Raw genomic sequence first — 25,944 nt, forward strand, 5'->3', positions numbered from 1 at the left:
TTGTACCCATAGTTCAAATGCTTATATCTTTTTGTAAATATCTATGTTTATATATACTTTATAATAAATCCCTCTAATATATCTTTGATTCCTATTATATTTTTATTGATTGCTTATTTGTACTTTCCCAAAAAATCTCGTTCCTCCTAATACTAATATTTCCATAATATACATCTCCTTACTTGCATATTATAACATAAGAGCTCCGCCATATTCTCGAAACCTTTTATTTTTATACTATATTCTACTAAAAAATATTATAAAACTTCAACAAATACATATAGTAACCTTTTAATGAGTATGCACTCCTGTAAATCCATCTTCATGTATATGCTCAGTTCCTAGGCCCTTAATATGTTCATGGGTGTGCATAAATGATACTTGTATTTTTTTATTTATAGGGTTAACTCCCACATGTGCGTTTACACCAAATACATCTTTCAACATTTCAGAATTTATTACTTCTTCTACCGTTCCAAATTTTATTATCTTCCCATCTTTCATTACAATTAAATAATCGCAATACATAGCTGCTAGATTCATATCATGTATAGCTGATAAAGTAGTTATATTAAGACCTTTAACTAAATCCATAAGTTGTATCTGGTAGCCTATATCTAAATGATTTGTTGGTTCATCTAATATTAAAAACTCAGTATTTTGAACTAAAGCCCTTGCTATTAAAGTTCTTTGTTTTTCTCCCCCTGATAGTTCGGAAAAACTTCTCTCACCAAAATTTTCTAAACCTACTTCCTGGAGCATTTCCTTAACCATTTCCAAATCTTCTTTAGAGTAATCTTCAAAAACTGATTTATATGGATATCTTCCCATCTTTACTATTTGCTCTACAGTAAAATCAAAGTGAGTATTACTTTCTTGAGCTAAAACCGCAATCTCTTTTGCACAATCTTTATCTTTCATTTTAGCTAATTCTTTATTATCTAATAATATACTTCCACTTGATGGTTTATAAAGTCTGTATATATTTTTAAGCAATGTAGATTTTCCACAACCATTAGGCCCTATAACTCCTACGAATGAACCTTTTGGAATCTCAAAAGATATATCTTTTAATATTTCTTTTTTATCTATGCTAAATCTTAAATTTTTAACTTGAACTTTAAACATTACTCTTTTCCTCCAAATGAATAGTTTTTCTTAGAAATTAAGTATAAGAAGAATGGTCCTCCAACTAATGCTGTTATTATTCCTATTGGTATTTCTATTGGTGGGAAAAGCCCTCTAGCTATAATATCGCATCCTATTAAGAAGATGGCACCTATTAATGATGAAAGTGCTATAAGTTTTTTATGATCACTTCCAACTATTGTTCTACTTATATGTGGCACTACAAGTCCTATAAATCCTATAGCCCCAGTTATAGCAACTAATGATGCTGTAAGTAATGTAGCTAATATTAAAATTATAGATTTTATAAGCTTTGTATTTATTCCAAGTATTATTGCACTATCATCACCAAGAAGTAATATATCTAGTGATTTAGACATTATTAATGCTATTATCATAACTACAACTAACATAATAAACGGGAATAATAAAACATCCCACTTTGCGCCCCCTAAACTACCAACAGTCCAAAACAGAGCAGTCTTTGCTTGATTTGAATTATCTGCTGAATATATAAGTAAGTTAGTTAGCGCCGAGAATATTGTTGATATTGCCATACCTGATAATACAAGTCTTGTTGTAGATGTTGTTCTTCCCATTTGAGTACCTATAGCAAAAACTAATATTCCTGATATAAGAGAACCTCCAAAAGCTCCTGCTCCAACACTATTTATCCCAACTGATGACATTCCCCCTAAAACTATAACTGCAACAGCACCACAAGATGCTCCTGATGATATACCTAATATGTACGGTTCAGCTATTGGGTTTTTAGTTACACATTGCATAAGCACTCCACAAAGAGCAAGTCCTGCTCCACATATAGCTCCAAGTAATACTCTTGGAAATCTTATTTCCCATATTATATTTTGTGTCATTATACTTCCTACATCACTATACACTGCTCCATTTGTTAATTTACTAAGTAATACTTTATATACTTCTCCAGGTTCAATATATGTGCTACCTATAGCTATTGCTGCAACTATTGTACCTGCTAATATTATAGTTAAAGCTATAACCCAAAATAAAAAACCTTTCTTTTTAGAAAGGCTTCTTTTATCTTTTAAAGTTCCTTGCATTAATTACTTTCTCCAAATAAATATCCATGTACTTCCTTGATAAACTTAGGATTTCTAACACCTGGAGAAAGGTCAGCTAATCCTACAACATATATTTTATTATTTTTTATAGCAGGTACATCTTTAAGAGCAGGATGAGCTTTTAAGAAATCTATTTTCTCTTGTACTGGGCTGCCTGCCATAAAATCGGTTACTAATATAACTTCTGGATTCTCTGCTACTATGCTTTCAAAGCTAACATTTATATAAGGCTTAGTTGCATCTTTAGCAAATATATTATTTCCACCTGCAAGATCTATTAAATTATTCGCAAGACCTGCTCCAACTACCATTGCATCATTTTCACCAGAATCATATACCATCATTTTCACTCTATCTTCTTCTTTTATGTCGCCTACTTTATCAGTTACAACTTTTATATCCTTTTTCATTTTATCTATTACTTCTTGAGCTTTATCTTGAACTCCAAATATTTTTCCAAGTAATTCAAAATCTTCATAAACAGTTTCTACTGTAGAATCTGATCTGTAAGACTTAGCCATAAATGGAGTTATATCTTTTGATATAAGTTCACTAGGTGATCCTGTAGTTTGTTCACTTATAGATGAATCCCATCCACTTACAAAATCTGCACCTGTAGCCATAAAGCCTTCTTTAGACACAGAATGTCCTTCTCCAATTTTAAGTACGGGTATTTTATTGTACGCCTCTTCAAATTCCGGTAATATAGGATTATCTAAAAGAGCTGTTCCTATCATTCTATCCTCTAATTTTAATGCCAGTAACATTTCTGTCATAAATTGAGATAATGTAACTGCCTTTTGTCTTGGGGATTCTACTATTACATCATAATCTTTAGCAGCTTCTGAATATACAAATTTTACAGTTTCAAAATTACTTGATGCAGCCTCAGTATTTGGTTTTTCCACCTTATCTTTTGCATTATTAGAGCATCCTACTGCTGATACAGCTAATCCAGTTATAGTTAATGTGATTATAAATTTTCTTAACTTATTATTCATCATGTATTTTTCTCCTCTATATTATGTTATTTATTTTATGATTCCTTAATTTAATATTTTTGATTTTAATTATAAATAACCCTATTCTAAATATGTATCTGCTAAAAGATATTCTTTCACTTTTTTGATTTTTGTCATTTCTTTATTTTACGAATAATTTTATAAATGTTAAAAGGGCAATGCAATGTGAATGGTTCTTTTCACTATGCTTTACCCCTTCTTTAGTTGTATATCATAATATATCTCTTAATTTATCTCAGAGAAAATTTGGTTTTTAAGAGAATATAAAATGCAAAGTCACATTTAATATGAAGCTTCTAAGTCTCATTTAACAAGCTATTATTTGCTTAATCATAAACTCTTTTCCGCATAATAATTTCCAAGAATTTTCTCCACATTTTGGACATCCATCCTTATTTTCAATAAGATTAAAAATTTCATTACACTTTTCGCACATAACGTTTCCTGGTAATATCTCAATTTCTAATTTTGTATCTTGTAATAATGTACCATCCACAGCTGCTGGGTAACAGTCTTCAATATATTTTGGAATCATTGATGATAACTCACCAATTTGAAGAACTATTGTATCTACTTTTGTTAATCCATTTTTTTCTACGAAATTTTCAACAGTCTTAACAACTTCAAACACCACGCCTAATTCATGCAACTAAACTCACCTCTACTTCCCTAGTTTAAAAACATGTGGGAATTTCAGGTTCCCACATGTTTTTTTCATACAATAATATTAATTACTGTATCTTATCTTTTTCTTTCAACTAATTTTTTATAAAGAATTTTTTAACCTTTCTAGCTGCTATTACACCTTTACGTTTAAGTGTAGCTCTAACAATTATCGGTTTAAGTTTTTCAATCGGTACGCTTTGAGCATCATATTTTCTGTGAAGTGTAATTGCATCAAACTTACATCTAGTTGTACATGCTCCACAACCTATACATTTATATTCGTCTACAGTTGTAGCTCCACAGCCAAGGCAACGTTCCGCTTCCTTCTTCACTTGCTCTTCTGTAAATGTAGCACGTAAATCTCTAAATGTTTCTTTTGATTTACATCCTTCTACATGAGCTATTTTTTCTCTCTTAATATGATCATACCCGTCTAAAGTTAAGTTTTCTTTATCAAATTCATGATACAATCTTCTATCACGACCAAAAACTAAACTTTGACCTTTATGCACATAACGATGAATTGAAATTGAAGCTTCTTTACCTAATGCAATAGCATCTATAGCAAATCTTGGACCTGTAAGGGCATCTCCACCTGCAAATATATCTGGTTCTGCTGTTTGCAACGTAAATGAATCTGCTTTAATTGTCTTATTTGGGTTTAATTCTACTCTGCTGTTTTCTAAAAGATTTCCCCAATCCATTCCTTGACCTACTGAAATTAAAACATGTTTTGTCTTAACAATTTTTATTTCATTCTCATCAAATACAGGACTGAATTTTCCATCCTTATCGAAAACTGATAGACATTTTTTGAATTCTATACCTACAAGTTGTCCGTTTTCTTGAAGAATTCTTTTTGGCCCCCAAGAATTATTAATTACAATATCTTCTGATAATGCTTCTTCAACTTCGTCATCAAGTGCTGGCATTTCAGTTCTACTTTCAAGACAGAACATATCAACCTTTGAATTTCCAACTCTTGTAGCTGTTCTTGCAACGTCAATAGCAACATTACCACCACCGATTACAACTACGTTTCCTTCAAGTTTCATCTCATTACCTAAGTTTACTTCTCTTAAGAAATCAACTCCTGTAATAACACCTTCTGAATCTTCACCTTCTATCCCAAGTTTTCTACCTGATTGAGCACCGATTGCAACATAGAAAGCTTCATATCCTTGAGTTCTTAATTCTTTAAGGCTTACATGGTTCCCAACTTCAACACCTGTTTTAAACTCAACACCTAATTCTTTTAAAATATCTATTTCTGCGTTTATAACGTCTTTTTCCAATCTATATGATGGGATTCCAAGTGTTAACATACCACCAAGTACTTTTTGTTTTTCAAATACAGTTACCTTATAACCATCAATAGCTAAATAGAAAGCACAAGATAAACCTGAAGGGCCTGCGCCTACAACTGCAATTTTATTTCCATATTCATGTCTTAATTTTGGCACATAACGGTTTTCAATATTTAAATCTTGTTCCGCAATGAATTTTTTGATTTCATCTACCGCAACTGCCTCATCAACATTACCTCTTGTACAAGCATCTTCACATTTTCTTGGGCAAACGCGTCCACATATTGCTGGGAAAGGATTTTCGTGTTTGATAAGTTCAAGTGCTTCTTTATATCTACCTTGAGAAGCCATCTTAATATAACCCTGAACAGATACATGCGCTGGGCACGCTGTTTTACAAGGACTTGTACCAGTTTTAACAACATTTTCTCTATTTATACGATGATCAACATTCCACTTGTCTTCGCCCCACTCTGAATTATGAGCAAAGTCCACTCTCTTCTTCTCAACTATTGGTGTTTTTGTACATACTTTTTGTCCTAATTTTAATGCATTAACTGGACAAACACTTACACATTCTCCACAAGCAACACATTTATCTTTATCAATTTTGGAAGCATAATTTGAACGTATCATATCATTGTTATTGAACATTCCCGCAATTCTAGTAGCGTAACATGAACAACCACAACAATTACAAATGGCATGTGTTTTTCCTGGTCCATCTGTATTAGGCATTTGATGCATAAGCCCATTCTCTTCGGCTCTTTTAATAATTTCAAAAGCTTCTTCCCTAGTAATTTTTCTTCCTCTACCTGTACGTATATAGTATTCAGCAGCATGACCTAACTGGATACACATATCTTCCTTCAAGTGACCACAGCCTTCGCCCATAGCTTCTCTTGATGTACGGCAAGAACAATTCGAAACTGAAAAAATTGTATTTTCATTTAGATATTTAGAAACTTCCTCATATGATACTCTTTTTGTTTCCCCTTCAATAGCTGTTTCTATAGGTATAACACGCATAGCGCCTGTTCCTACAGGGAAAACACCCGCTGTTATATGAGCTTTCTTTCTTCCATATCCCTCAAAAGCCTCTCCAATTTGCACAAAATTTTCAACCTCTTCCCTATGTGGGTGGTTAACTATTAGTTCCATATGCCCCGGAACCCAAATCTCCAACCAATATTTATCAACGCCATCTTTTTCACCAACGAAGCAACCACCGGCAACAGCTAATTCCCATAGGAGTCTTTTTGTTTCCTCTACAGATTTACCACACAAAGCAGCAACTTCTTCTCCGCTCTTTGGTTCACGGAATTCAAGAAAAAGTCCTACCTCTGCCATTTCTTCTGTAACAACAGGTTCCAGAATCTTATATTCTGGGTGTTCTGGTTTGACTTCATTTTTTGCACCACGTTTTGTCCTACTAATCTTATTTGCTAGATCTAATACTTTTTCCTTTACCATTATATATTCCCCCTATTTTCAAATCTAATATTCCCTATTTAAAAATCCCATATTTCCTATTTTTGGCTCCAATTTTTCACTTCAGTACGTATCCAGTCAGCCCACTCATCAATTCCTTCACCTGCTTTAGCAGAGATTGGGATAACCTTGATATTTGGGTTTAATTTTTTTACACGCTCTTTAACTGCATCTAAATCAAAATCAAAATAATCCATTGCATCTATTTTATTAATTAATAAAACATCAACAATAGAAAACATTAAAGGATATTTTAGAGGTTTGTCATCTCCCTCAGGTACACTTAAAATCATAGCATTTTTTGATGCACCAGTATCAAATTCTGCTGGACATACCAAATTCCCTACATTTTCTAATATTACAAAATCAATTTCTTCTGTTCCTAGTCCCGATAACCCTTGTTTGGTCATACCAGCATCTAGATGACACATCCCACCAGTATGTAATTGGATTACTTTTGTACCAGTCTTCGCAACAGTATTAGCATCCACATCTGAGTCAATATCAGCCTCTAAAACTCCAATGCTCATTTCATCTTTCAAAGCATTAATTGTTCTTAAAACAGTTGTTGTTTTACCTGAACCTGGTGATGACATTAAATTCAATAAAAATGTGTTGTCTTTTTTTAATTCTTCCCTAAGCAAATCTGCTTGTCTATCATTGTCTTCGAAAACACTTTTCTTAATTTCAAGAATCTTATACTTTTCCATATCCTCTTTCCCTCCATTTTAACTTAACTTTTTTTCTGAATTATAAATAATAAAAAACATTCCCTACAGGAAAATCACATAATAAATCTCATAATATGAATGAGTCCTTTTACACAATCTAATTTCACTGAGTTAATTTCACCGAATTTGATTATGTTAATAATATAACATATTTTTCTCACCTTTGTAAACATCTTCATAAATTGTCTTGATATTTTTTTTATGATATACTTGAACAAAATGCAGAATCACTATGTTTTTAAATTAAGACATCGTAAAATGAATATAAGAGGATTTATAATATGAAAAATTTAACTGAAAGACAAAAGCAGGCTATTGCTACAAAACTTAGAATTACACAGATATCAACGGACCTTTTTAAAAGAAAAGGTTTTGAAAATGTAAAAATTCAAGAAATTTGTGATGCAGCCAAAATTTCAACAGGTGCTTTCTACCATCATTTTAAATCTAAAAATGAAATAATTAATACAGGTTATGAGCAAATAGATTTATTATTAAGAGAACGATTTGAATCAAAAACCTTTAATTCAAATATAGATAAAATTATATATTTAGTAAGTGAAGGTAGTGTTTTATTACAAGACCTAGGATGGATATTTGTAGGTGACGTTTATAAAAACCTTCTTTCTACAGATGGAAAGTATACTTTTAAATCAGATCGTTTTGTTACACTTGAAATTAAATCTGCCATAGAATTAGCTATAGAAAATGATGAGCTACAATCTAGCATCTCTTCTAATACTTTAACTGAAACTATTTTAAGAATATCAAGAGGGTTTATTTTTGATTGGTGTCTCCATCAAGGAAATTACGACCTAAAAACGGATATACTTTCCGACTTAAACCTAATACTTGCTAATTATAAAAAGTAGTACAAAAAATCCAACATATTATTAAAAGGTACCCTATATAATATTGACACTAAAAAAGTCTATATATAAGGTACCCTTTCTTTTTCAAATTTACTTATTTTATCTTCTGCTTCAAATCTCATTAAATATAAATATTGATCTACTTTTATTTCTATAATTCCGAGTAACTTAATACCCTATTTGCTTACCCAATGTATTCTACCTTCATATGTAAATATATAATTACTTAATCATTATTATTCCCTAAATTGAGAATATCAACTTGAATAAACTTGAAATATTTTTTTATTTTTATCCATTTGACCATATTTCAGGAAATTTAATGGATCATCTTCTTTAACTAATAATAATCTATTCCTTTATTTCACCTTATTTAATCTAATAGCATTAAAGGTCCAATAAGCTATTAAACTCATTGAACCCAATCATAAATACTTATAATTTAATTATTCTTCTCTTATAGCTTCAATTACGATTATTTTTTTAGCCCTTTTCAGTAAGTCCTATAGATTTCAATGCGGCTAATTCCTTTTTTCTCAAAATTATATTGGTTGTTAGTGTATTTATAGTAACGTCTCCCGAGGTCATAACATAAACTGGAAGTTTATGTTTACTTCTTTTTAGCCTGCTTAAAGTGTAGTTCTCTCATTTCCTCCACCTCGTCGCACACCTGTTTCAAGTTGCATGTTGAGCAATCCATCTTCAGATTCTTGAAGATATGGTCCAGAGTCATTGTAATCTTTTCTGCCTTGTGGGCTTTCTTTTCCAGCTCATCGTACGGAAAATCTGGAAGTGTGATAAAGATCAGCTTTGCGGCAAGTACCTTAGAGTGCTGATGATAACCCCTAAGGAATAGACCTCCTACCTTTGCGAAATCAAGACCTTCTTGCAGAGCCTTGCGGCTGACACGCACAGGCTCACGCTCACTGGCAGCAGAAATGCGCGTCATATAACCTTTAGGAATGATGTGGTAGCGAGTGTGTTCAATTTTACGGATGGCGGCATAGGCCGCATCATGTTCGCCTAAGCTGTCTTTAGCAACCCTCAGTAATGTAAGCCGCGCGTAAGGTGCATCTTTCTGCAGGTCGGGCAAATCCGGGCCATACAACCACAGCTCGTCACCACCAACCAAGCTATCTGAGGAAGTAAATCCAAGTCCACTGACCGCCGGAAGATTGCCACCACCCAGTTCATAAGCCATCTCGCTCCGCAGGATAAGGTTATATTCCCCTGCATCCGGCCAGGTCTCATCAGCTTCGGGTACCGTCAAACGATGTCCTGGTTGTCCCTCAAGGAGCGCAAGACTACTTTCAATAAATTCATCGTAAGGTTTCATAATATGTGTCTCCTAATATATATTTTGTATAAAATTTTATTACAAACGTCTATCACGCTTGATTTTGTCATAGTGCTTATTTAAGATCGGTCCAATCTTGGCCATCAGCTTCATATCAAGATTGAAGAAATAGATTACGAGGCTAATAGGAAACAGTGCAACCAGCACGCAGGCAATGATGAGCAAAACTTTTAACATATTAAAATTTCTCCTTCCTTATACGTCTGCGGATGCAAGGCCCTTCTGGCGAGCAAATTCCGCAGCACCAAGTGCGCCCATAAGCTGTGGGTCTGTCTTAAGATTAACAACCTTCATTTTAAGTACACGCTCGATAGCCTTCCTAAGTCCCTGATTCTTTGCGCAACCACCAGTAAGAGTGATACTGTCAGTTGCTCCGGCTTTCTTAGCCATAACAAAACATCTCTTAGCAACTGCAAGCTGAATACCAGCTGCAATTTCATCCATAGGCTTTCCTTCACCAATAAGTGAAATAACTTCACTCTCAGCAAATACTGTACACTGAGCAGTGATAGGAATTGTATTCTTTGCAGTAAGTGAAAGTTTGCAGAAATCCGGAAGGCTTATTTCAAATGCATTTGCCATAGCCTCATAAAAACGGCCTGTACCTGCTGAACACTTATCGTTCATAGCAAAGTTCTTTACTGTTCCGTCTTTATCGATGGCGATACCCTTAACATCTTGACCACCAATGTCAATGATGGCCTTTACATCAGGGTTAGTTACATGAACACCCATTGCATGACAGCTGATTTCAGAAATGTTCTCATCTGCAAAGGTCACCTTGTTACGTCCGTAACCTGTACCGATAAGATAACTAATATCCTCTATACTCTTAATACCGTCAACTTTTGAAATTGCTTCATAAATAACAATCTCTGAACTCTTTACAGGGTTCATCTTGCTTTTTATTGTTGCGTCTGCAAAAATTTTTCCCTCTTCATTGAGAATAACACATTTTGCGTAAGTTGAACCTACGTCACATCCACAGAAATATTTCATAGTAATTCTCTCCTTATATTTATATTAATCAGTAATGTGAAACATTAGAAAGCGTATTTGTCGTCAAAATCCTCCAGACTCGGATCCAGAGGCTCCTCACGAAGAACAGAACGCATATAGCGATTAACCTCTGTTCGCATATCCCTACGAGATGCATTACGTGGATCCATAAGTCCATGGGTAACCCAAACCAGATGGATTCCACGTTCACGCGCCTGTTCCTCGAATAGACCATGATAACCGGCCATAGCTTTGCAGCCAATATGTTCATACATAATGACCATATCCGCATTGAAATAATCACAGAAGCGCCACAAATCATTTAATCCGACTTCATAGCCACCGTTGGAACGGTTACGCATCGTCATGTTCATGTAGAGATGTGCCAAATCCAATAAAGCCTGATCCTGATCCTTATCCCCAATATCAAATATACGTGTAGATGTAAGACTCAGCATATCAATCAGAGACAGTATACCCCAGCAGTTCTGCAGCCAAAGCGGGAAAGCAGTGTAGTACTGCGCCTGTACGCCCCACAAAACTGCACGGTGACGAACCTCTGGCACACAGAGGCACTTTTTCTCGTAGCCTTCCATTGCCAGCTTGGTGATCTTCTCTTCAGCTTCCAGAAAGCGGGCATCACGTCCACCAGCTACCTGGTAGGCAGCACAGCGGTAGAGAGCCACGTTGTTGCCGATAACCTGCGGATAAGGAGAACGTGATAATTCAAGCCATTCTAAGAACTGCTTGGTCTCATTGTTAAAGGTATCCATGCACTTGAAGAAGTTGTCCCAGTCGAATTTTTCGCCGGTCTGCTCCTCAATGAAACTAATGGCGTTCTTGATTTCTTCCGCGGCGTACTCCTGAACACCTTCCTGTGTATGACGAATCGGCGCTGCCAGCTGGAATGTCGGAATCTTGAACCGGCGTGCCTCGAGGCCATTCCCCATCAAGCTACCATCACAGGTGGTATTACACTGAATGGCACATATGCCAATGATAGGATAGTCGTCGTCAATAGCAACTCCCAGTTCAGCTGCAGGCATCGGGCAGACGTCACCCGGAATACCATATTCCTGTGCCACGTCTATATAATGGATAACGCCGTCCTGAGCCATAGTGGAGCCGGTGTAGATTGGTGCAAGCTGCGTGCAAATCATATGCAGGTTTGGGAAGCCATTCATGATTTGGCTCATCATATTTTCGTCGAACACAACTATCTTTTTACTCAGCTCCTTGTCGCCACCAAGACGAGCATCGGCCTTGAACGTAGTACTAAGGGTATCACACATGTGCTCAACAATGAGGTCGAACTCCGTGTGGGCGATGTGTAGCTGCGTGCCGCGCAAGCCTTCCGTATGTCGGTCCAGGAAGTCAGGTACCGCAAGATAGTTCACCATCCAACGGTAGCGGAGACTGCCCTTGATGTTGATTGGCTTCAGCGTAAAACCAATCAGCTGTCTCCATATAAATAGCCAGCGTGTATAATCGTACCAAGTATCATTTAATCCACGCCATTCACGTCGCTTACGTATCTTCCCCCCAGTATAAAATTCACCAAGCTTTTCACTTCCCATTTCTTTGCTCATTGCTTTTTCGCCCCCTGAATTTTCTTAATTTCCATACTCTCGACGAAGGCCTGCACGCGAGTTCGCAGCTGGCCGGAAGCACCCACAACATATGGACGGTCTACCGACAGAACAGGATAGTTGAATTCATCACGCATAACATGGCTGGCAAGCGAACGTTCATAACCCCAGTAATCGCAGAACTTCATCTGCTCATAGATGATACCGTCAGCGTGAAAATGCTTGGCAAGTTCGTCAACATAGGTGTGGCGTTCGTTGATTTTGTCAGTATTCATAAAGCGAGGACACTGACCCCAGATGAGATACTGTCCACATATCTGAGTTAGTACATCCTCGGTATCATTCAATATAATCTCCTGACGTCCCGGGAAAGAGCCAAAGCAGAAACGGTCGGCAACCACAAGTGCGCCTGCATCTTCTATAAGTTTTATTATATCTGGGTCGTCAATTTCAGAACCCACCAAGACCACGCGTGCTCTATACTTCTTTCTATTCTCCGGCTCTCGGGTTTTGATTTGCTCAAGAGTCTCGCGCAGTTTTTCCACCATGAGATCCTTAGGACAACAGTATGTAGCTGTGGTAAGTACACTGAATTCGTAACCAGTAATACGAGGATTCTCTTCTTTGCGATATTCACCAATATCAGTAATAAGCCTAGCAATCTCATTGTGAAGCTCCACTGCCTTGCGCAGGGCGACCTCAGAAATATCAACGCCATAGACTTCATGCAAAGGCTCCAAAGCCTTTAAACGCATCTGCTTGACATAATGCTTTAACGCAGTTTCGTCCGATTTCATGGGCACATCTGAATAAGTAACAAAGAACTTTTCCTTACCGCAGGTTTTTAGTAACTCAATATTCTCGACACAGCGGTTCATCTGAACACAGGCATCCGGTGCAATAATACAGTCGAGGAACTGATAACCGCCTTCAATGGCACGTTCCAGTATCGCACGGCAACATTCGCACAGCAGACTAGTCATATAGTAGGTGCCCATCTCAATAGATCCAGTGCGAGGTGCACGCAAGCGCACCGAAAAGCAACCTGGCAGATTGAGTAGAACCTCAGGAATCATACTGCAGACGCTGCCAACGGCAATGCGTCCATCAGCCGTAGCCTCACGAACAAGATCGTTATTTACTTCTTGCAATAGATTTTCAAAGTAATACAGGTGTTTTAAATCTTTCATTTTTTGCACCCCTTATGCTTTTAGAATTTTCATTTTTTTCAGAGCCTCGCGTGCGCCCTTCACAATTTCTGCGTTGTCAGGCAGATAGAAAACATTTTTGCCCGTCAAATCAAAGGTAGCGAGATTGCGGTCGTCACGTATATAAGCCAGCACCGGAATGTCACCGGTGTCCATATAATCCTTAACCGAAAGGTCAGGCAGTCGGTTTGCCACAGCACCCAATTTTTCGTACATAACAAGTTCGTCAGCCACTTTGCGTATTGTCTGAATGACCTGGATACCCTTTTTGCTGGAATCAGTTACCAACAACAAGTGGCTTACCTTTTCCATGACGCGGCGGTTAATTTGCTCAATGCCGGCCTCTCCGTCAATGACCACATAATCAAAGTTCTTAGAAAGGACACGAATAACATCTTTCAGATAGGAATTGATTTTGCAATAGCAACCCTCAGCCTCCGGCCTGCCGACAGCGATAAACGCAAAACCGTCAGCCTCCACTATAGCGTCGTAAATGCGGTACTTCGCTTCTCCCAGCAGTTCAATTGCCGCTTTGGTATTGCCGTCCTCTACTGTAGAAATAACCGCTTTACGGATGTCATCAATGGTAGTATTGACCTGGATTCCCAGTGCAGTTGATAGTCCCACTGCAGGATCGGCATCGATTGCAAGAACCTTCTTGTCGGGATAGGCCTGTACCAGTAATTTGACAATGACCGCTGCCAGCGAAGTTTTACCTACACCGCCCTTGCCTGCAACAGCAATTATCTTAGCGTTGTCTACAGTGGCTTCTATTTCCTTTTCCATGTTTTCCCCCTTTCGCCAGATTCGTTATCTTTTACAAACCTGCGCTATACTCCGCAATCACAGCGGAAAAAATCAGATGTCACGCCGGAGTAAACCGACAAGCAAAATAATTTGTATATTTAAAATATATTTTAAAATTTAGATAATTATTACATATTGTTTAAAACAATGTAGATAAGTTGACATAAAAATGAAATTATTATTATACAATTAAATAAAACATCTATAAACCAGAACATCTGAAAATGAATACAATTGATATGAATAAGGTCATAAATAATATGGATAAGGAGTGCAATTATGTCTAAAAGACCTCTAATTATGAAACTGGCAAATAAGGTCAGTATCGAATCCAAAACCTATACCGGCATTAAGGAAACTGACTCTGAATACAAGATTCTTGACCCAGTTGTTACTGACGAAATGGCAGAAGTCGGTCTCGGTTTGAAAGTCCGTAAATTCCTGACAACTGCTGAAGTTGCTAAGAAAGTGGGCAAGCCTGAGGACTACTGTTATGAACAGCTGTGGAAACTTTCTGACGCAGGCGTCTGCAAGGTTACCAAGCGTGAAGATGGTGTTGATACCTGGTTCCTTCCTATCTGGGTTCCAGGCATTATGGAAATGATGGTTGCCAACAAGGAGAATGTTGAAAAGTATCCTGTCATTGCAGAATGCTTTGAGGAATACACCCTCAAAAGAACTGCTATGTTGGCTCCGAATATGCCTATCGGCAACGGTCTAATGCGTGTCATCCCTGTTGAAAAAGCTATCTCAGGCGAAACTACTGCCCGCAGCTTTGAAGAAATTTCTGAATACATCGAAAATTCATACATGCTTTCTGTAGCTGACTGCTCCTGCCGTCGTTCTCGCCGGCTCATGGGTGAAGGCTGTGGCCATCTTGAAAAAGATATGTGTATCCAGCTAAATGACGGTGCAGAATACTTTGTTCGTACCGGCAAGGCTCGTCAGATTACCAAAGAAGAAGCTTACGAGATTGTGAAACGTGCCGAAGAAAACGGTCTTGTCCATCAAATGCCTAACCTTGATGGCCCTGGAAAGGGACTTGCAATCTGCAACTGTTGTGGCTGTTCCTGCTTCTCACTTCGTGTTGGCGAATATTACAACACATTTGACTTTGTCCGTTCTAACTATGTTGCTCAGATTGATCCTAACAAGTGCGTTGCCTGCGGCCAGTGTGTAGAAAACTGTCAGGTAAACGCTCTGAAGCTGGGTCAGAAACTCTGCTCAAAGACTCCTGTTGTTACCGAATTTAAACACGACCATCCACAGAACACCAAGTGGGGCCCAGACAAGTGGAATCCAGAATACCGTACCACCCGTAAAGATGTTGTTGACACAGGTACTGCACCATGCAAGACCAACTGCCCGGCACATATTGCCATTCAGGGTTATATTAAGTTGGCAGCACAGGGCAAATACCGTGAAGCTCTTGAACTCATCAAGAAAGAAAACCCACTCCCTGCAGTCTGTGGCCGTATCTGTAACAGACGTTGCGAATCAGCATGTACACGTGGTGATATAGACGAACCTATCGCAATCGACGAAATCAAAAAATTTATCGCGCAGCAGGATCTGAATGCAGAAACCAGATATGTTCCTGCTATGATTAACACGATCGGCGAACCTTTCACCAATAAGATTGCTGTCATCGGCGCTGGCCCTGCAGGACTGAGCTGTGCATTTTTCCTTGCACAGAATGGATATCCTGTTACCGTATTTGAAAAAGAAAATAAGTTGGGCGGTATGCTGACTCTCGGCATTCCATCATTCCGTCTGGAAAAGGACGTTGTTGAAGCTGAAATTGATATTCTAAGGGAAATGGGCGTTACCTTCAAGACCGGTATCGAGGTTGGCAAGGACGTTACACTTGATCAGCTTAGAGCAGAAGGCTATGAAGCATTCTATGTAGCCATCGGTGCACAGGGTGGCCGTAATATCGGCATTCCTGGAGAAGATGCAAAAGGTGTTATCACAGGTGTTAAATTCCTTCGCAATATTAATCTGAATGGCGATACAAATCTTTCTGGCCGTACTGTAGTTGTTGGTGGCGGTAACGTTGCCATAGACGTCGCACGAACAGCAGCGCGTGCAGGCTCATCAGATGTTTCTATGTTCTGTCTTGAATCCCGTGATATCATGCCTGCAGCTGTCGACGAAATCGAAGAGGCAGAGGCTGAAGACATTGTCATCAATAATTCATGGGGTCCTAAGGAAATACTTATAGAAGACGGCAAGGTCAAAGGTATTGTATTCAAAAAGTGTACTGCAGTCTTTGACTCAGACCACCGCTTCAATCCACAGTATGCTGAAGACGACACTATGACCATCGAATGTGAAAACCTGCTCCTATCTATTGGTCAGTCTATCCTATGGGGTGACCTACTGGAAGGCAGCAAGGTTGAATTTAACCGCAATCAGACCTGCAAGGCTGATTCATTCACATATCAAACTGCACAACCTGACATCTTTGTGGGAGGTGATGTCTACACCGGTCCTAAATTTGCCATTGATGCTATCGCAGCAGGTAAGGAAGGTGCTGTCTCAATTCACCGTTTTGTTCATCCTGGACAGAGCCTTGTTATTGGTCGTGACCGCAGACAGTATAAGGAACTTGATAAGAAGAACGCCATTATTCCTCTTGACAGCTACGACAACACATCAAGACAGAAGGCTGCAAAAATAGATGATTCCAAAGAAAAGGAAACCTTCCGTGATCTCAGACGGGCCTTTACCGAAAAACAAGTAAAGAAGGAAACTGAGCGTTGCCTCGGCTGCGGGGTTACCATTGTTGACGAGTATATCTGTGTAGGCTGCGGCATCTGCACCACCAAGTGCAAGTTCGATGCCATCCGTCTGGTAAAGAAAACCGACACTCACGGTGTACCATTTGAAAAGGCAATCATCGGCGTAATGGCTCCCACCATGATTAAGCGTGTTGGCAAGATTGCTATTAATAAGGTTACCCACCTATTCTCTAAGGAAGACAAGTAAGGAGCGCTTATGCATAAACTATTAATCGTAGTCAATATTGTCGACAGCCTCAAAAAATTCATGAGATAAATTGAAAAAACAGACCTATTAATCTCGATGAATTGAGATATAACATTGTTTATATAATAATATTTTTATAACAACCAATAAAAGTACACACCATGAATGTAATTATTTCAGATATTGGTAGTGAAACGGACAATATCTATTGCTTTATTTTATAATTTATCTTGGTTATGATACGATTTAAAGCACTATTATTTTTCTTAAAATCATCCATATCAAAGGCTTTAAAGAAAGTCTATGTTACTTGTGGTACGGTTCACCGTATCACCTCTAAGTGCGAACCCTCTAAACTAATCTAACAGTCCTAATTTTATCTGCTTAAACTACTTTTTGCTATTATTAAACCATTCTACTGTTGCATCTTCCATTTCTTTTGGAAGTTTCTTATTATATACCTCATCGTATAACCATAATAATGTTTTATTATTTAGATATTTTTTCATTTCATCTTCTGCTTCTAACATAACTACCTTGATTAAACATGGACATTTAGTATGAGTATCCGGTAAATTCTCCTTATCTAATAATATATTGTTTTGTCTAATTTCTGCACATTGGAAGAATGGCTCTTTTCCTTCTACAGCTTCAACAATATCCCAAAATGTTATTTCTTCAGCGCTGCGAGCTAACGCATATCCACCTTTTACACCAGGTACAGATTTTATAATTCCGCACTTACTTAACTTTGCATATACTTTAGATAAATAAGTCTCCGAAACCCCTTGAAATGTCGCTAAATCTCTAATTCCTACCGATATACCGTCTTCTATCTTTACCATATATAATAAACAATGTAATGCATATTCTACTCCAACTGAAAACTTCATTATTTATATTCTCCTTTAAGCTACTTTTAATATCTCTTATAATATCCTATTAATTCTCATGATTCAAGATAATTGAATTGCAATTTTAAACCTATCTTTAGCGTTATAAATTTTCATTGACTAATATACAAATCTATTATATATTAATTGCAGACACAAGTTGTCGACGATATATATTATCTTTAATCCAAGGAGGAATATATTATGTTAACAGAAAAGTTTTTTGAAGTAATAAAACACGAAGGTGTAGTTTCTATAGTAACTTGCGGAAATAATGAGGTTCATGCTTCTAATACATGGAACAGTTATTTAGTAGTTGTAGAAGGAAATAAAATTTTAATACCTGCAGCTGCTATGATTAAGACTGAGGAAAATATCACTATTAATCCTAAAGTAAAATTAACTCTAGGTAGTAAAGAAGTAATGGGACATATGTATATGGGAACAGGATTCTTACTTGAGGGAACTGCTAAATTCCTAAAAACAGGAGAGCACTTTAATATGATGAGCAAGAAATATCCATTCTTAACAAGAGTATTAGAAATCACTGTTGACTCTTGTAAACAAACTTTATAATAATTTTCTAAAAAAGGAGAAAGCTATGCCTAGAAGAATTAATAAATCTGAGTGTGTAGGTTGTGGAACTTGCCAAAGAGTATGTATTGTAGGATGCATAACCCAAGGTGAAGATAGAAAAAGGTTAATTAATGAGTCTGGATGCGTGGACTGTGGTGCTTGCCAGCTTGCTTGCCCTAAAAAGTGCATTTCAAAAATTTAACTGAAAGGATATGATATTAAATGGAATTAACAGATAAAATTATAGAATTATTATCTAAATCAGACTCAATGAGGCCAGGCGAAATTGCAGAAGCTCTTGCCATTGATAAAAAAGAAGTAGATAAGGCTATAAAGCAACTTAAAAATGAAGAAAGATTAATATCTCCTAAGAGATGTTACTATTCTTTAAATAAATAATCATATTTATTATTTCTAATATAATAATAAAATCTTTTTAATTAGGTTTTACAATGTCTAGAGTTCCATCCAGACATTCTCTTTATAAATTAAATATGCTAAAAATATCTATTATTTATGATACGGTATTTTTATTTGTGAAAAACAGCCCTAGGCATTGTATATCAATACCTAAGGCTATTTTTAGCATTTACTTATGGTATTGTTCACCGTAACATTTATAACGTAGACTTTTTTCAATTATTGTTTGAAAATAAGAAATAAACATAGGCCTACACTCCTTGAGGTAAGCCATCCTACATACTTTATTGCAAATTAATCATTTAAGAAGAAATCAGATTAACACAATTTCATATTCTGCTCATAATTTATTTCATTTCAAATATGGTGTATTTTAACACAGGCTATTAGAACCACTTCCTATTTTAGCATCATTATTTCGTATAATGATTTATCTTTCACATTTTCTTTTATATCTTTATAATTTATATTAATTTCTGTTTTTCCATTAAACCTAAAATAATAAGGATTAACTACTACCCCAGCAATTTTTCTTTTTAAAAATGGCATCCCACTTAATAAGCTCCTATCGTCTATTAATTCAGGGTTGGATATATTAATCTCTATACTATCATTTTTGTCTTTCCAATGAAAAGTCAATTGCTCAGGATATTTTTTACCACCTCGATGAGTTATATAATCACTTTTTTCTAAAGTGAGTTTACTTCCATCACCTATTAATATTTTATCTCCCTTTGCAAACATAAATAAATTAACTCTTTCATAGCAATATTTTTTTGCAGATATCATTTCAAAAAATATTGCTTTGTATTCTCCTATATCCACTCTTCCCCAATACCAATGATCAATTACCTTTGTTAATGGTACATTACCCCAATTGTGATCATGATATCCTGTTCCCATTACTTCGTGTTCTTTTCCTTCAAATTTTAATTTGCCGCTCACTGTTCCATATGGTATTGGTACAAACCAAGCAAAGAATTCCTTTTTTGCTTCTCCAAAAAAGCATTTACCTACTCCTGGTCTCCAAGACGGAACCACTCTATTAAATTGTAAATCTGCAGATATTTCTTCAAAATCTATATGCAAATTATAAGTCTTTAAGTCTCCTTTAACCCAATTATTTGCTACCTTAATATCACATTGTTTATCTGATGCCATAAAATCTCCTTTTGGAAACTCTATCAACTTCAAGTAAGTTTTTCCCTCTGGCGTTGTTATACTTAGCTTCACAAGTGGAGTTAATGGTACTTTTATATTTGCATATGATTTTGTAAAAAATATAGCAACTACAGTTGTGCCATCATCTAAGTGTGCATCAAAATACCACCACTCAAACTTGCCTGAACCAGTATCAATTCTAATTCCATCCTCCCAAATTGCAGGTTCTTGCTCTAATCCTTCTTTTTCAAACCATTCTTCAGACATTGCTACCTCAAGTAACTTGTTCATTAAAATCCCCTCCCCAATATTAAAGATATAATAGCTCCCTTTTAATTATAACATTTTCAAAATACTTTTATGGAATAATATAACATTTATTTATGGTACGGCTCACCCCATCTAATCCTAAATCTATTCACCAAGTTTTTTTAAGATATTTCCATCCGTTTTTTCAATGGTTATATCTAATTCTTCTTAAAAATTCATTATAGAGACTATATTTTTGAAAATGTTATTCAATTCATTGATATGATTCAATTAAATAAAAATATATAAACTAAAAGTGCATATAAAGATTCACTTTTATATGCACCAAAAGATAATTCATTCAATTATAAATAATCAATACTACTGCTGTTCCTCTATTTATTAAGTATTCCTTTACTAATAAGGATAATAATAAGTATACGGAGGAGCAATGTAAGGGTAATTTAATAATGATAATGCAACTAAAGCATTAAGTGGAAAAGCTCTACGTCTAAAACGTCTGAATCTTCTTCTAGGATTGTGATATTGTCGTTGTTGATCAGATTCATTTTCATCATCTTCCTCCATTACATACTCACCAACCAATACTACAACGCGATCCGCATCTACACTTTCAATAATTCCGTCAAACATACTTCCATCTGTCATTGTTAAAGTAGCATGATAGTTTAAGCACCTTTTGCATTCATCCTGTAAAGACAAAGACTGTAATTCTCTGTAATAATTATTTTTCCCATAATCCATTTTTTAACCATCTCCTTTATCATAATATGCTATTCATTTATAAGGAAAATCGTTACATTTTAATGTATATTTAGTATCCTTTTCAATATCAATATTAATATTAATTTATATAAATTATTAAAATTAAAATATTTTCAAAATAACTAGTTTTATATATTGCTTAATAGGTTTATTTACATTATAATATCTAGTATAATACATTTTGATTTAGGGGGATTTATTTATGGAAAAGAAACAATACGTTTGTCCCAAGTGTGAAAATATGAAGTATATTTCAGATCAATTTCAAGCTACAGGTGGCAACTTTGCCAAATTATTTGATGTGCAAAATAAGAAATTCATAACAGTTAGTTGTACCAAGTGTGGTTATACAGAATTATATAAAGCACAAACTTCAGATGGTTGGAATGTACTTGATTTCTTAATGGGCTAATATTTATTTTTAAGTAATTAATATGCCTAGGAGAATAAACTCCATAATAAATAAGAAACTAATTAAATTTTTGATTAGTTTCTTATTTTTACCACTTTTGTTTCTTAATAATTCATTTTTTTAAGCGCATATATTAAAAATTCCTCTGCTAAACTTTCACTTTTAATATGTTTTAGTGCATCCTTAAAAGTAAACCATTGCGCTTTATCAATCTCATCATTAGTTTGGTTTAAATCTTCACTATCTACTGTGCAAATGAAATTACACAGTAGTGTATTAGTTTTTTCAAAATATTTACTCTTCATATATTGATAATCTTTAATATTAAGACCTATCTCTTCTTTTACCTCTCTTACTAAAGTTTGTTCTGCATTTTCACCTTTATTAATATATCCTGCTACAATTATATTATCTACTTGTCCATACTGCTGTATAAGCAATAATTTATTTTTATCAGGGTTTAAAATAATTGCACTTATGGCTGAACTAAAGGTAGGAAAATGAAATATTTCACATTTATTACAATAAGGAATCTCCCCCTCATTATTACATTGCTTATTTATTACCTTAGTTCCACATTGAAAACAATAACTCATATTATTACTCCTCGTATAATAAGTTTTGTAGTTAGCTATTAATGAATTTCCAGTATCAAATCTAACTACAAAATGCTACTGATAACTGGAAATTATAAGAACAGTATAGAATTGCTTCTAACCGTCAATATTTATAATGAAGAATTGGCGTAGGGCTATTCAAATTCTCCTTGTTGACCACTTCGGTGGTACTTCTATTGAAGAGTGTTTCCCTATTTGTATTGTTTAACTTCTAACCCAGTCGTTGTTCAAATTATTAACCGATTAGCGTAGCAACTAATATTGAAAAGGTAATAATTTAGTTCTTATTTGTGCGAGGGTGTTGATACTTTACAAACTAGGGGTAATCCTATGCCAGTTCTTGTTTCTATTTTAAATGAAAGGTGGTGATACAATGAATAATGCTTTAACAACTACTTTATTCATTGGTATAGATGTTAGTTCACGAACTAATTATGTCTTTGCTTTAGATTTCTTTGGCAAAAAACTATTATCATTTCAAGTTAATAATAACCTTCCAGGTTCCGAACAAATAGTATCTAATATTTGTTCTTGTCTTAAAGAAAATAACTTAACACATCTAACAATAGCTATGGAATCAACCTCATTCTATAGTTGGCATTTAGATAACACATTAGCTACTCACGAGGCCTTAGTATGGTTTAAGCCTAAAGTTCACTGCATGAACCCACGAGTTATTGCAGGATATAAAAAATCTTTTATTGATATGGATAAAACTGATCCAAAGGATGCTTTTGTTATCGCAGACTTCGCAAGAGTTGGCAAAATAACTACTGCGCCATGGAGTGGCGCACAATACATAGCGATACAAAGACTTACTAGATGCAGACTTCATCTTATGGAAAATATAAGTCGTGAAAAGTCTTATATTTTATCAAATATTTTTTTGAAGTTTAGTGAATTAGCAGTACTTGATAAAAAGGAAAGTCCTTTTTCGAATACCTTTGGGGCTACTTCACTTGCTGTTTTAACAGAATTTATGTCTATCGAAGAGCTTGCTAATGCAAAACTCGAAGATTTAGTTACTTTTTTAGTTGAAAAAAGTAAAAATAGATTCTCAAATCCTGAAGCTACTGCTAAGTTACTTCAAAAAGCTGCTAGAGATTCATATCGATTAGACAAAGCATTATACGATCCTTTAAACGTAGCTATAGCTGCTTCTCTAAACTGTATTAAAGCTTTAGAAAAAGAAGTTAAAGGATTAGATAATGCTATAAAAAAAGCCATTAAAGGTATAGATAATCACCAATTTCAATGCTTACTTTCAATTCCGGGCATCGGACCTGTATTTGCAGCTGGCATAATATCTGAACTAGGTGATATAACAAAATTTAATAATCAAGGTTGCGTAGCTAAATACGCTGGATTAACTTGGAGAAAGCGACAATCCGGTAACTTTACCGCTGACCACACTTTCTTAACAAAGACAGGCAATAAGTATTTGAGATATTACTTATTAGAAGCTGCCTTTAGCGTCACTAGATATAGTGACGAATATCATGATTACTATCAAAAAAAATCTGATGAAGCCCTAATACATAAACATAAAAGAGCACTTGCACTAACTGGTCGTAAACTTGTAAGATTGATTTTTGCTTTGCTACGCAATAATCAACTTTATACCTCTAATGAGGTTGTTGAAAAAGCTACAATTTAATATGTGTTGTACAACCTTATAATTCCCAGTAAAAAATTGGAAATTATTTAAGGTTTATTAATTGAACTCTTTTTTTCATAAGACAAACTAAGAAATTTCCAATTTAATAAAAATATTATCTTGACATATTACCAGTCGCCTTTTATGTCTATTTAATTTATAAAACAATAAATTTTCTTGCAAATACAAGTTTATTTATGTCATATACATATATGCTTTTAACTTCTATGTAGCCTACTTAAAAGATAATATTGAATAACTATTATATCATTTCTATACTATATGTCTAATGTTAATTATACCGTGTATCTTTATACATTATCAATTTAATTCCTAAAAACATTGTATCATTACTACATTTGGGTGTATTATTAATGACATTGGCTATTTTTTTATAAATGAGAGGAGTTTTATTTTTAATGAACAATAAAAAACGTAATATCGTTATAGCAATCATGGTTTCTATGTTCCTTGCTGCATTTGAAGGAACTGTTGTAACAACAGCCCTGCCTACTATAGCTAAAAGCCTAAATGGTTACAATCTTATAAGTTGGGTCTTTGCTTCTTATCTTTTAACTTCAGCAGTATCAACCCCTATATATGGGAAACTGTCTGATCTGTATGGAAGAAAAAAAATGCTTACTATAGGTATAGTAATATTTTTAATAGGTAGCTCCCTATGTGGATTTTCTCAAAGTATGTTTCAATTAATAATGTTTAGAGCAATACAAGGTATAGGTGCTGGTTCTATTCTTACCATAACCTTTACTATCGTTGGAGATTTATTTGATTTAGAAGAACGATCTAAAATTCAAGGACTTTTAAGTACCGTTTGGGGCGTTGCTAGCTTACTTGGACCATTCATTGGTGGATACTTTATAGATTATTTATCTTGGCACTGGATATTCTTTATTAATATACCTTTTGGAATTATATCTCTATTCCTTCTTAATAAGAATCTTGATGAACAAGTATCAACTACTAAGCCTAAAATAGATTATCTTGGTTCATTACTTCTAACTATATCTATAGTTTCAATATTATTATGTGTATTTACATCATCTACCTGTGCAAGAGTTATATATATTATATGTTTTATAGTCTCTCTTACTATTTTCTACTTTGTTGAAAATAAATGTGAAGAACCTGTAGTTCCATTTGATATATTCTCTAAAGATACAATATTAATGAATGTTATAGCATTTTTTATAGCTGCTATATTAATGGCTGTAGAAGCTTATACACCTTTATACACACAAAATGTTCTTGGTTATAGTGCTAAAGTTTCGGGGCTTTCTATGGCTCCAATGTCTTTAACCTGGCTCCTTAGTTCATTTTTCTTAGTTAAACTATTTAAAAAATTTGGAGAAAAGAAGGTAATACTAGGTTCTATATTAATTTTAGCATTAACCTCTTATCTTCTTAGATTTCTTACCCCAAACACTCCTTTAATTTATTTTATTATTATAGTGTTTATTATGGGAGCTGGTTTTGGTGGTGCACTTAATTCATTAACTATACTTATTCAAAATGCTGCTTCATATGAAAAAAGGGGTGCTGCAACTTCAACTAATGCATTAATACGTACACTTGGCCAAACTATCGGTGTTAGTATTTTAGGTGGATTAGTAAATTCAAGCCTATCTTCTTATTTTAGTAATTCAAATATATCTGGAGTAACAGCAGATAATATTTACTCTTCAGGAGCCTCTTCTATTCAAATAAAAGAAGCATTCTTTAGTGGCGTACATAATATATTCTATTCACTTATATTCCTTGCCATAATTAGCTTTGTGGTTGGTATGTTTATAAGTAAAGAATCTAAACTATAAAAAATGCGTAAGAGTTTTAGCTCTTACGCATTTTACTTTAGACATATGAAATAAATAATAGGCCTAAGAA

General features: G+C 35.0%; 23 protein-coding genes. 8 read left to right on the forward strand and 15 right to left on the reverse strand.

The annotated features are described in order from the left end of the window. Positions 1–291 precede the first annotated feature (291 nt). The 6 genes from BLS77_RS06215 to hypB form a co-directional block, all read right to left on the reverse strand. Positions 292–1,128, reverse strand: a complete 837-nt coding sequence (locus BLS77_RS06215; protein ID WP_089967026.1) for an ABC transporter ATP-binding protein — start codon at positions 1,126–1,128, stop codon at positions 292–294. Continuing rightward, positions 1,128–2,210: a FecCD family ABC transporter permease gene (locus tag BLS77_RS06220; protein ID WP_089967029.1), complete on the reverse strand. Its 1,083-nt coding sequence runs from the start codon at positions 2,208–2,210 to the stop codon at positions 1,128–1,130. Before BLS77_RS06220 ends, BLS77_RS06215 begins: the two co-directional genes overlap by 1 nt. After that, on the reverse strand, positions 2,210–3,235 hold the full coding sequence (locus tag BLS77_RS06225; protein WP_242873943.1) for an ABC transporter substrate-binding protein: 1,026 nt from the start codon (positions 3,233–3,235) through the stop codon (positions 2,210–2,212). The genes BLS77_RS06220 and BLS77_RS06225 overlap by 1 nt, the downstream gene beginning before the upstream one ends. Positions 3,236–3,560: 325 nt before the next feature. Continuing rightward, complete coding sequence (locus tag BLS77_RS06230) at positions 3,561–3,902, reverse strand: hydrogenase maturation nickel metallochaperone HypA/HybF (protein ID WP_089967030.1); 342 nt, start codon at positions 3,900–3,902, stop codon at positions 3,561–3,563. 109 nt (positions 3,903–4,011) lie between these two features. Further along, positions 4,012–6,699 (reverse strand): FAD-dependent oxidoreductase, encoded by a 2,688-nt coding sequence (locus BLS77_RS06235; RefSeq protein WP_089967031.1) that lies wholly within the window; start codon positions 6,697–6,699, stop codon positions 4,012–4,014. Positions 6,700–6,755: 56 nt separating this feature from the next. Further along, on the reverse strand, positions 6,756–7,427 hold the full coding sequence (hypB, locus tag BLS77_RS06240) for a hydrogenase nickel incorporation protein HypB (RefSeq protein ID WP_089967033.1): 672 nt from the start codon (positions 7,425–7,427) through the stop codon (positions 6,756–6,758). A 302-nt stretch (positions 7,428–7,729) separates the two neighbouring features. On the opposite strand from hypB, the gene BLS77_RS06245 reads away from it, so the two are divergent. Further along, positions 7,730–8,320, forward strand: a complete 591-nt coding sequence (locus BLS77_RS06245; RefSeq protein ID WP_089967035.1) for a TetR/AcrR family transcriptional regulator — start codon at positions 7,730–7,732, stop codon at positions 8,318–8,320. 610 nt (positions 8,321–8,930) lie between these two features. On the opposite strand, the gene BLS77_RS06250 is transcribed toward BLS77_RS06245, so the two are convergent. The 5 genes from BLS77_RS06250 to BLS77_RS06270 all read right to left on the reverse strand — a co-directional run bounded on the left by BLS77_RS06250 (position 8,931) and on the right by BLS77_RS06270 (position 14,259). Beyond that, a complete protein-coding gene (locus BLS77_RS06250; RefSeq protein ID WP_089967037.1) occupies positions 8,931–9,656 on the reverse strand; it encodes a carbon monoxide dehydrogenase in 726 nt (241 codons plus the stop codon). Between the two features lie 216 nt (positions 9,657–9,872). Beyond that, entirely contained in the window at positions 9,873–10,676 is an 804-nt protein-coding gene (locus tag BLS77_RS06255; protein WP_089967039.1) for an acyl-CoA dehydratase activase, read from the reverse strand. A 44-nt stretch (positions 10,677–10,720) separates the two neighbouring features. Beyond that, positions 10,721–12,265 carry a 2-hydroxyacyl-CoA dehydratase family protein gene (locus BLS77_RS06260; RefSeq protein WP_089967041.1) on the reverse strand — a complete coding sequence of 515 codons (1,545 nt, stop codon included), beginning with the start codon at positions 12,263–12,265 and terminating at the stop codon, positions 10,721–10,723. Next, positions 12,262–13,455 carry a 2-hydroxyacyl-CoA dehydratase family protein gene (locus BLS77_RS06265; protein ID WP_089967043.1) on the reverse strand — a complete coding sequence of 398 codons (1,194 nt, stop codon included), beginning with the start codon at positions 13,453–13,455 and terminating at the stop codon, positions 12,262–12,264. The genes BLS77_RS06260 and BLS77_RS06265 overlap by 4 nt, the downstream gene beginning before the upstream one ends. A gap of 12 nt (positions 13,456–13,467) precedes the next feature. Then, positions 13,468–14,259 carry an ATP-binding protein gene (locus tag BLS77_RS06270; RefSeq protein WP_089967045.1) on the reverse strand — a complete coding sequence of 264 codons (792 nt, stop codon included), beginning with the start codon at positions 14,257–14,259 and terminating at the stop codon, positions 13,468–13,470. A 321-nt stretch (positions 14,260–14,580) separates the two neighbouring features. Here BLS77_RS06270 and BLS77_RS06275 point away from each other — a divergent pair, with 321 nt between their 5' ends. Continuing rightward, positions 14,581–17,271 carry an FAD-dependent oxidoreductase gene (locus BLS77_RS06275; protein WP_423231026.1) on the forward strand — a complete coding sequence of 897 codons (2,691 nt, stop codon included), beginning with the start codon at positions 14,581–14,583 and terminating at the stop codon, positions 17,269–17,271. Positions 17,272–17,660: 389 nt separating this feature from the next. Here the strand turns inward: BLS77_RS06275 and BLS77_RS06280 are convergent, their stop codons facing one another. Continuing rightward, positions 17,661–18,164 (reverse strand): Rrf2 family transcriptional regulator, encoded by a 504-nt coding sequence (locus tag BLS77_RS06280; RefSeq protein ID WP_089967049.1) that lies wholly within the window; start codon positions 18,162–18,164, stop codon positions 17,661–17,663. A gap of 204 nt (positions 18,165–18,368) precedes the next feature. Between BLS77_RS06280 and BLS77_RS06285 the strand changes: the two genes are divergently transcribed. The 3 genes from BLS77_RS06285 to BLS77_RS06295 are packed head-to-tail and all read left to right on the forward strand — an operon-like array spanning position 18,369 to position 19,139. After that, positions 18,369–18,740 carry a pyridoxamine 5'-phosphate oxidase family protein gene (locus BLS77_RS06285; RefSeq protein ID WP_089967051.1) on the forward strand — a complete coding sequence of 124 codons (372 nt, stop codon included), beginning with the start codon at positions 18,369–18,371 and terminating at the stop codon, positions 18,738–18,740. A 25-nt stretch (positions 18,741–18,765) separates the two neighbouring features. Beyond that, positions 18,766–18,942: a 4Fe-4S binding protein gene (locus tag BLS77_RS06290; protein WP_089967053.1), complete on the forward strand. Its 177-nt coding sequence runs from the start codon at positions 18,766–18,768 to the stop codon at positions 18,940–18,942. Between the two features lie 20 nt (positions 18,943–18,962). Next, the gene (locus tag BLS77_RS06295; protein ID WP_089967055.1) at positions 18,963–19,139 is read left to right on the forward strand and encodes a helix-turn-helix domain-containing protein; all 177 of its coding nucleotides are present in this window, start codon (positions 18,963–18,965) and stop codon (positions 19,137–19,139) included. Between the two features lie 420 nt (positions 19,140–19,559). On the opposite strand, the gene BLS77_RS06300 is transcribed toward BLS77_RS06295, so the two are convergent. Then, positions 19,560–20,612 carry a lipocalin-like domain-containing protein gene (locus BLS77_RS06300; protein ID WP_089967057.1) on the reverse strand — a complete coding sequence of 351 codons (1,053 nt, stop codon included), beginning with the start codon at positions 20,610–20,612 and terminating at the stop codon, positions 19,560–19,562. Positions 20,613–20,987: 375 nt separating this feature from the next. Next, complete coding sequence (locus BLS77_RS06305) at positions 20,988–21,335, reverse strand: hypothetical protein (protein ID WP_089967059.1); 348 nt, start codon at positions 21,333–21,335, stop codon at positions 20,988–20,990. A 223-nt stretch (positions 21,336–21,558) separates the two neighbouring features. Between BLS77_RS06305 and BLS77_RS06310 the strand changes: the two genes are divergently transcribed. After that, positions 21,559–21,768, forward strand: coding sequence for a zinc ribbon domain-containing protein (locus tag BLS77_RS06310; protein ID WP_089967061.1), 210 nt, complete (start codon positions 21,559–21,561; stop codon positions 21,766–21,768). A 104-nt stretch (positions 21,769–21,872) separates the two neighbouring features. On the opposite strand, the gene BLS77_RS06315 is transcribed toward BLS77_RS06310, so the two are convergent. Further along, complete coding sequence (locus BLS77_RS06315) at positions 21,873–22,364, reverse strand: NAD(+) diphosphatase (protein ID WP_089967062.1); 492 nt, start codon at positions 22,362–22,364, stop codon at positions 21,873–21,875. A 394-nt stretch (positions 22,365–22,758) separates the two neighbouring features. Between BLS77_RS06315 and BLS77_RS06320 the strand changes: the two genes are divergently transcribed. Then, positions 22,759–24,042 carry an IS110 family RNA-guided transposase gene (locus tag BLS77_RS06320; RefSeq protein ID WP_089967064.1) on the forward strand — a complete coding sequence of 428 codons (1,284 nt, stop codon included), beginning with the start codon at positions 22,759–22,761 and terminating at the stop codon, positions 24,040–24,042. 419 nt (positions 24,043–24,461) lie between these two features. Next, a complete protein-coding gene (locus tag BLS77_RS06325) occupies positions 24,462–25,874 on the forward strand; it encodes an MDR family MFS transporter (RefSeq protein ID WP_089967066.1) in 1,413 nt (470 codons plus the stop codon). Positions 25,875–25,944: the final 70 nt, after the last annotated feature.

Origin of the sequence: Clostridium gasigenes (assembly GCF_900104115.1) — a bacterium.
In the GTDB taxonomy this organism is placed as follows: domain Bacteria; phylum Bacillota; class Clostridia; order Clostridiales; family Clostridiaceae; genus Clostridium; species Clostridium gasigenes.

What these genes read in the sequence shown, in the direction of transcription:
- BLS77_RS06235 (WP_089967031.1), bottom strand. Translation starts at nt 6,699, where the DNA reads ATGGTAAAGGAAAAAGTATTAGATCTAGCAAATAAGATTAGTAGGACA.
- BLS77_RS06320 (WP_089967064.1), top strand. Translation starts at nt 22,759, where the DNA reads ATGAATAATGCTTTAACAACTACTTTATTCATTGGTATAGATGTTAGT.
- BLS77_RS06275 (WP_423231026.1), top strand. Translation starts at nt 14,581, where the DNA reads ATGAAACTGGCAAATAAGGTCAGTATCGAATCCAAAACCTATACCGGC.
- BLS77_RS06215 (WP_089967026.1), bottom strand. Translation starts at nt 1,128, where the DNA reads ATGTTTAAAGTTCAAGTTAAAAATTTAAGATTTAGCATAGATAAAAAA.
- BLS77_RS06270 (WP_089967045.1), bottom strand. Translation starts at nt 14,259, where the DNA reads ATGGAAAAGGAAATAGAAGCCACTGTAGACAACGCTAAGATAATTGCT.
- BLS77_RS06285 (WP_089967051.1), top strand. Translation starts at nt 18,369, where the DNA reads ATGTTAACAGAAAAGTTTTTTGAAGTAATAAAACACGAAGGTGTAGTT.
- BLS77_RS06310 (WP_089967061.1), top strand. Translation starts at nt 21,559, where the DNA reads ATGGAAAAGAAACAATACGTTTGTCCCAAGTGTGAAAATATGAAGTAT.
- BLS77_RS06295 (WP_089967055.1), top strand. Translation starts at nt 18,963, where the DNA reads ATGGAATTAACAGATAAAATTATAGAATTATTATCTAAATCAGACTCA.
- BLS77_RS06325 (WP_089967066.1), top strand. Translation starts at nt 24,462, where the DNA reads ATGAACAATAAAAAACGTAATATCGTTATAGCAATCATGGTTTCTATG.
- BLS77_RS06255 (WP_089967039.1), bottom strand. Translation starts at nt 10,676, where the DNA reads ATGAAATATTTCTGTGGATGTGACGTAGGTTCAACTTACGCAAAATGT.
- BLS77_RS06220 (WP_089967029.1), bottom strand. Translation starts at nt 2,210, where the DNA reads ATGCAAGGAACTTTAAAAGATAAAAGAAGCCTTTCTAAAAAGAAAGGT.
- BLS77_RS06280 (WP_089967049.1), bottom strand. Translation starts at nt 18,164, where the DNA reads ATGAAGTTTTCAGTTGGAGTAGAATATGCATTACATTGTTTATTATAT.
- BLS77_RS06315 (WP_089967062.1), bottom strand. Translation starts at nt 22,364, where the DNA reads ATGAGTTATTGTTTTCAATGTGGAACTAAGGTAATAAATAAGCAATGT.
- BLS77_RS06290 (WP_089967053.1), top strand. Translation starts at nt 18,766, where the DNA reads ATGCCTAGAAGAATTAATAAATCTGAGTGTGTAGGTTGTGGAACTTGC.
- BLS77_RS06225 (WP_242873943.1), bottom strand. Translation starts at nt 3,235, where the DNA reads ATGATGAATAATAAGTTAAGAAAATTTATAATCACATTAACTATAACT.
- BLS77_RS06300 (WP_089967057.1), bottom strand. Translation starts at nt 20,612, where the DNA reads ATGAACAAGTTACTTGAGGTAGCAATGTCTGAAGAATGGTTTGAAAAA.
- BLS77_RS06250 (WP_089967037.1), bottom strand. Translation starts at nt 9,656, where the DNA reads ATGAAACCTTACGATGAATTTATTGAAAGTAGTCTTGCGCTCCTTGAG.
- hypB (WP_089967033.1), bottom strand. Translation starts at nt 7,427, where the DNA reads ATGGAAAAGTATAAGATTCTTGAAATTAAGAAAAGTGTTTTCGAAGAC.
- BLS77_RS06265 (WP_089967043.1), bottom strand. Translation starts at nt 13,455, where the DNA reads ATGAAAGATTTAAAACACCTGTATTACTTTGAAAATCTATTGCAAGAA.
- BLS77_RS06305 (WP_089967059.1), bottom strand. Translation starts at nt 21,335, where the DNA reads ATGGATTATGGGAAAAATAATTATTACAGAGAATTACAGTCTTTGTCT.
- BLS77_RS06245 (WP_089967035.1), top strand. Translation starts at nt 7,730, where the DNA reads ATGAAAAATTTAACTGAAAGACAAAAGCAGGCTATTGCTACAAAACTT.
- BLS77_RS06260 (WP_089967041.1), bottom strand. Translation starts at nt 12,265, where the DNA reads ATGAGCAAAGAAATGGGAAGTGAAAAGCTTGGTGAATTTTATACTGGG.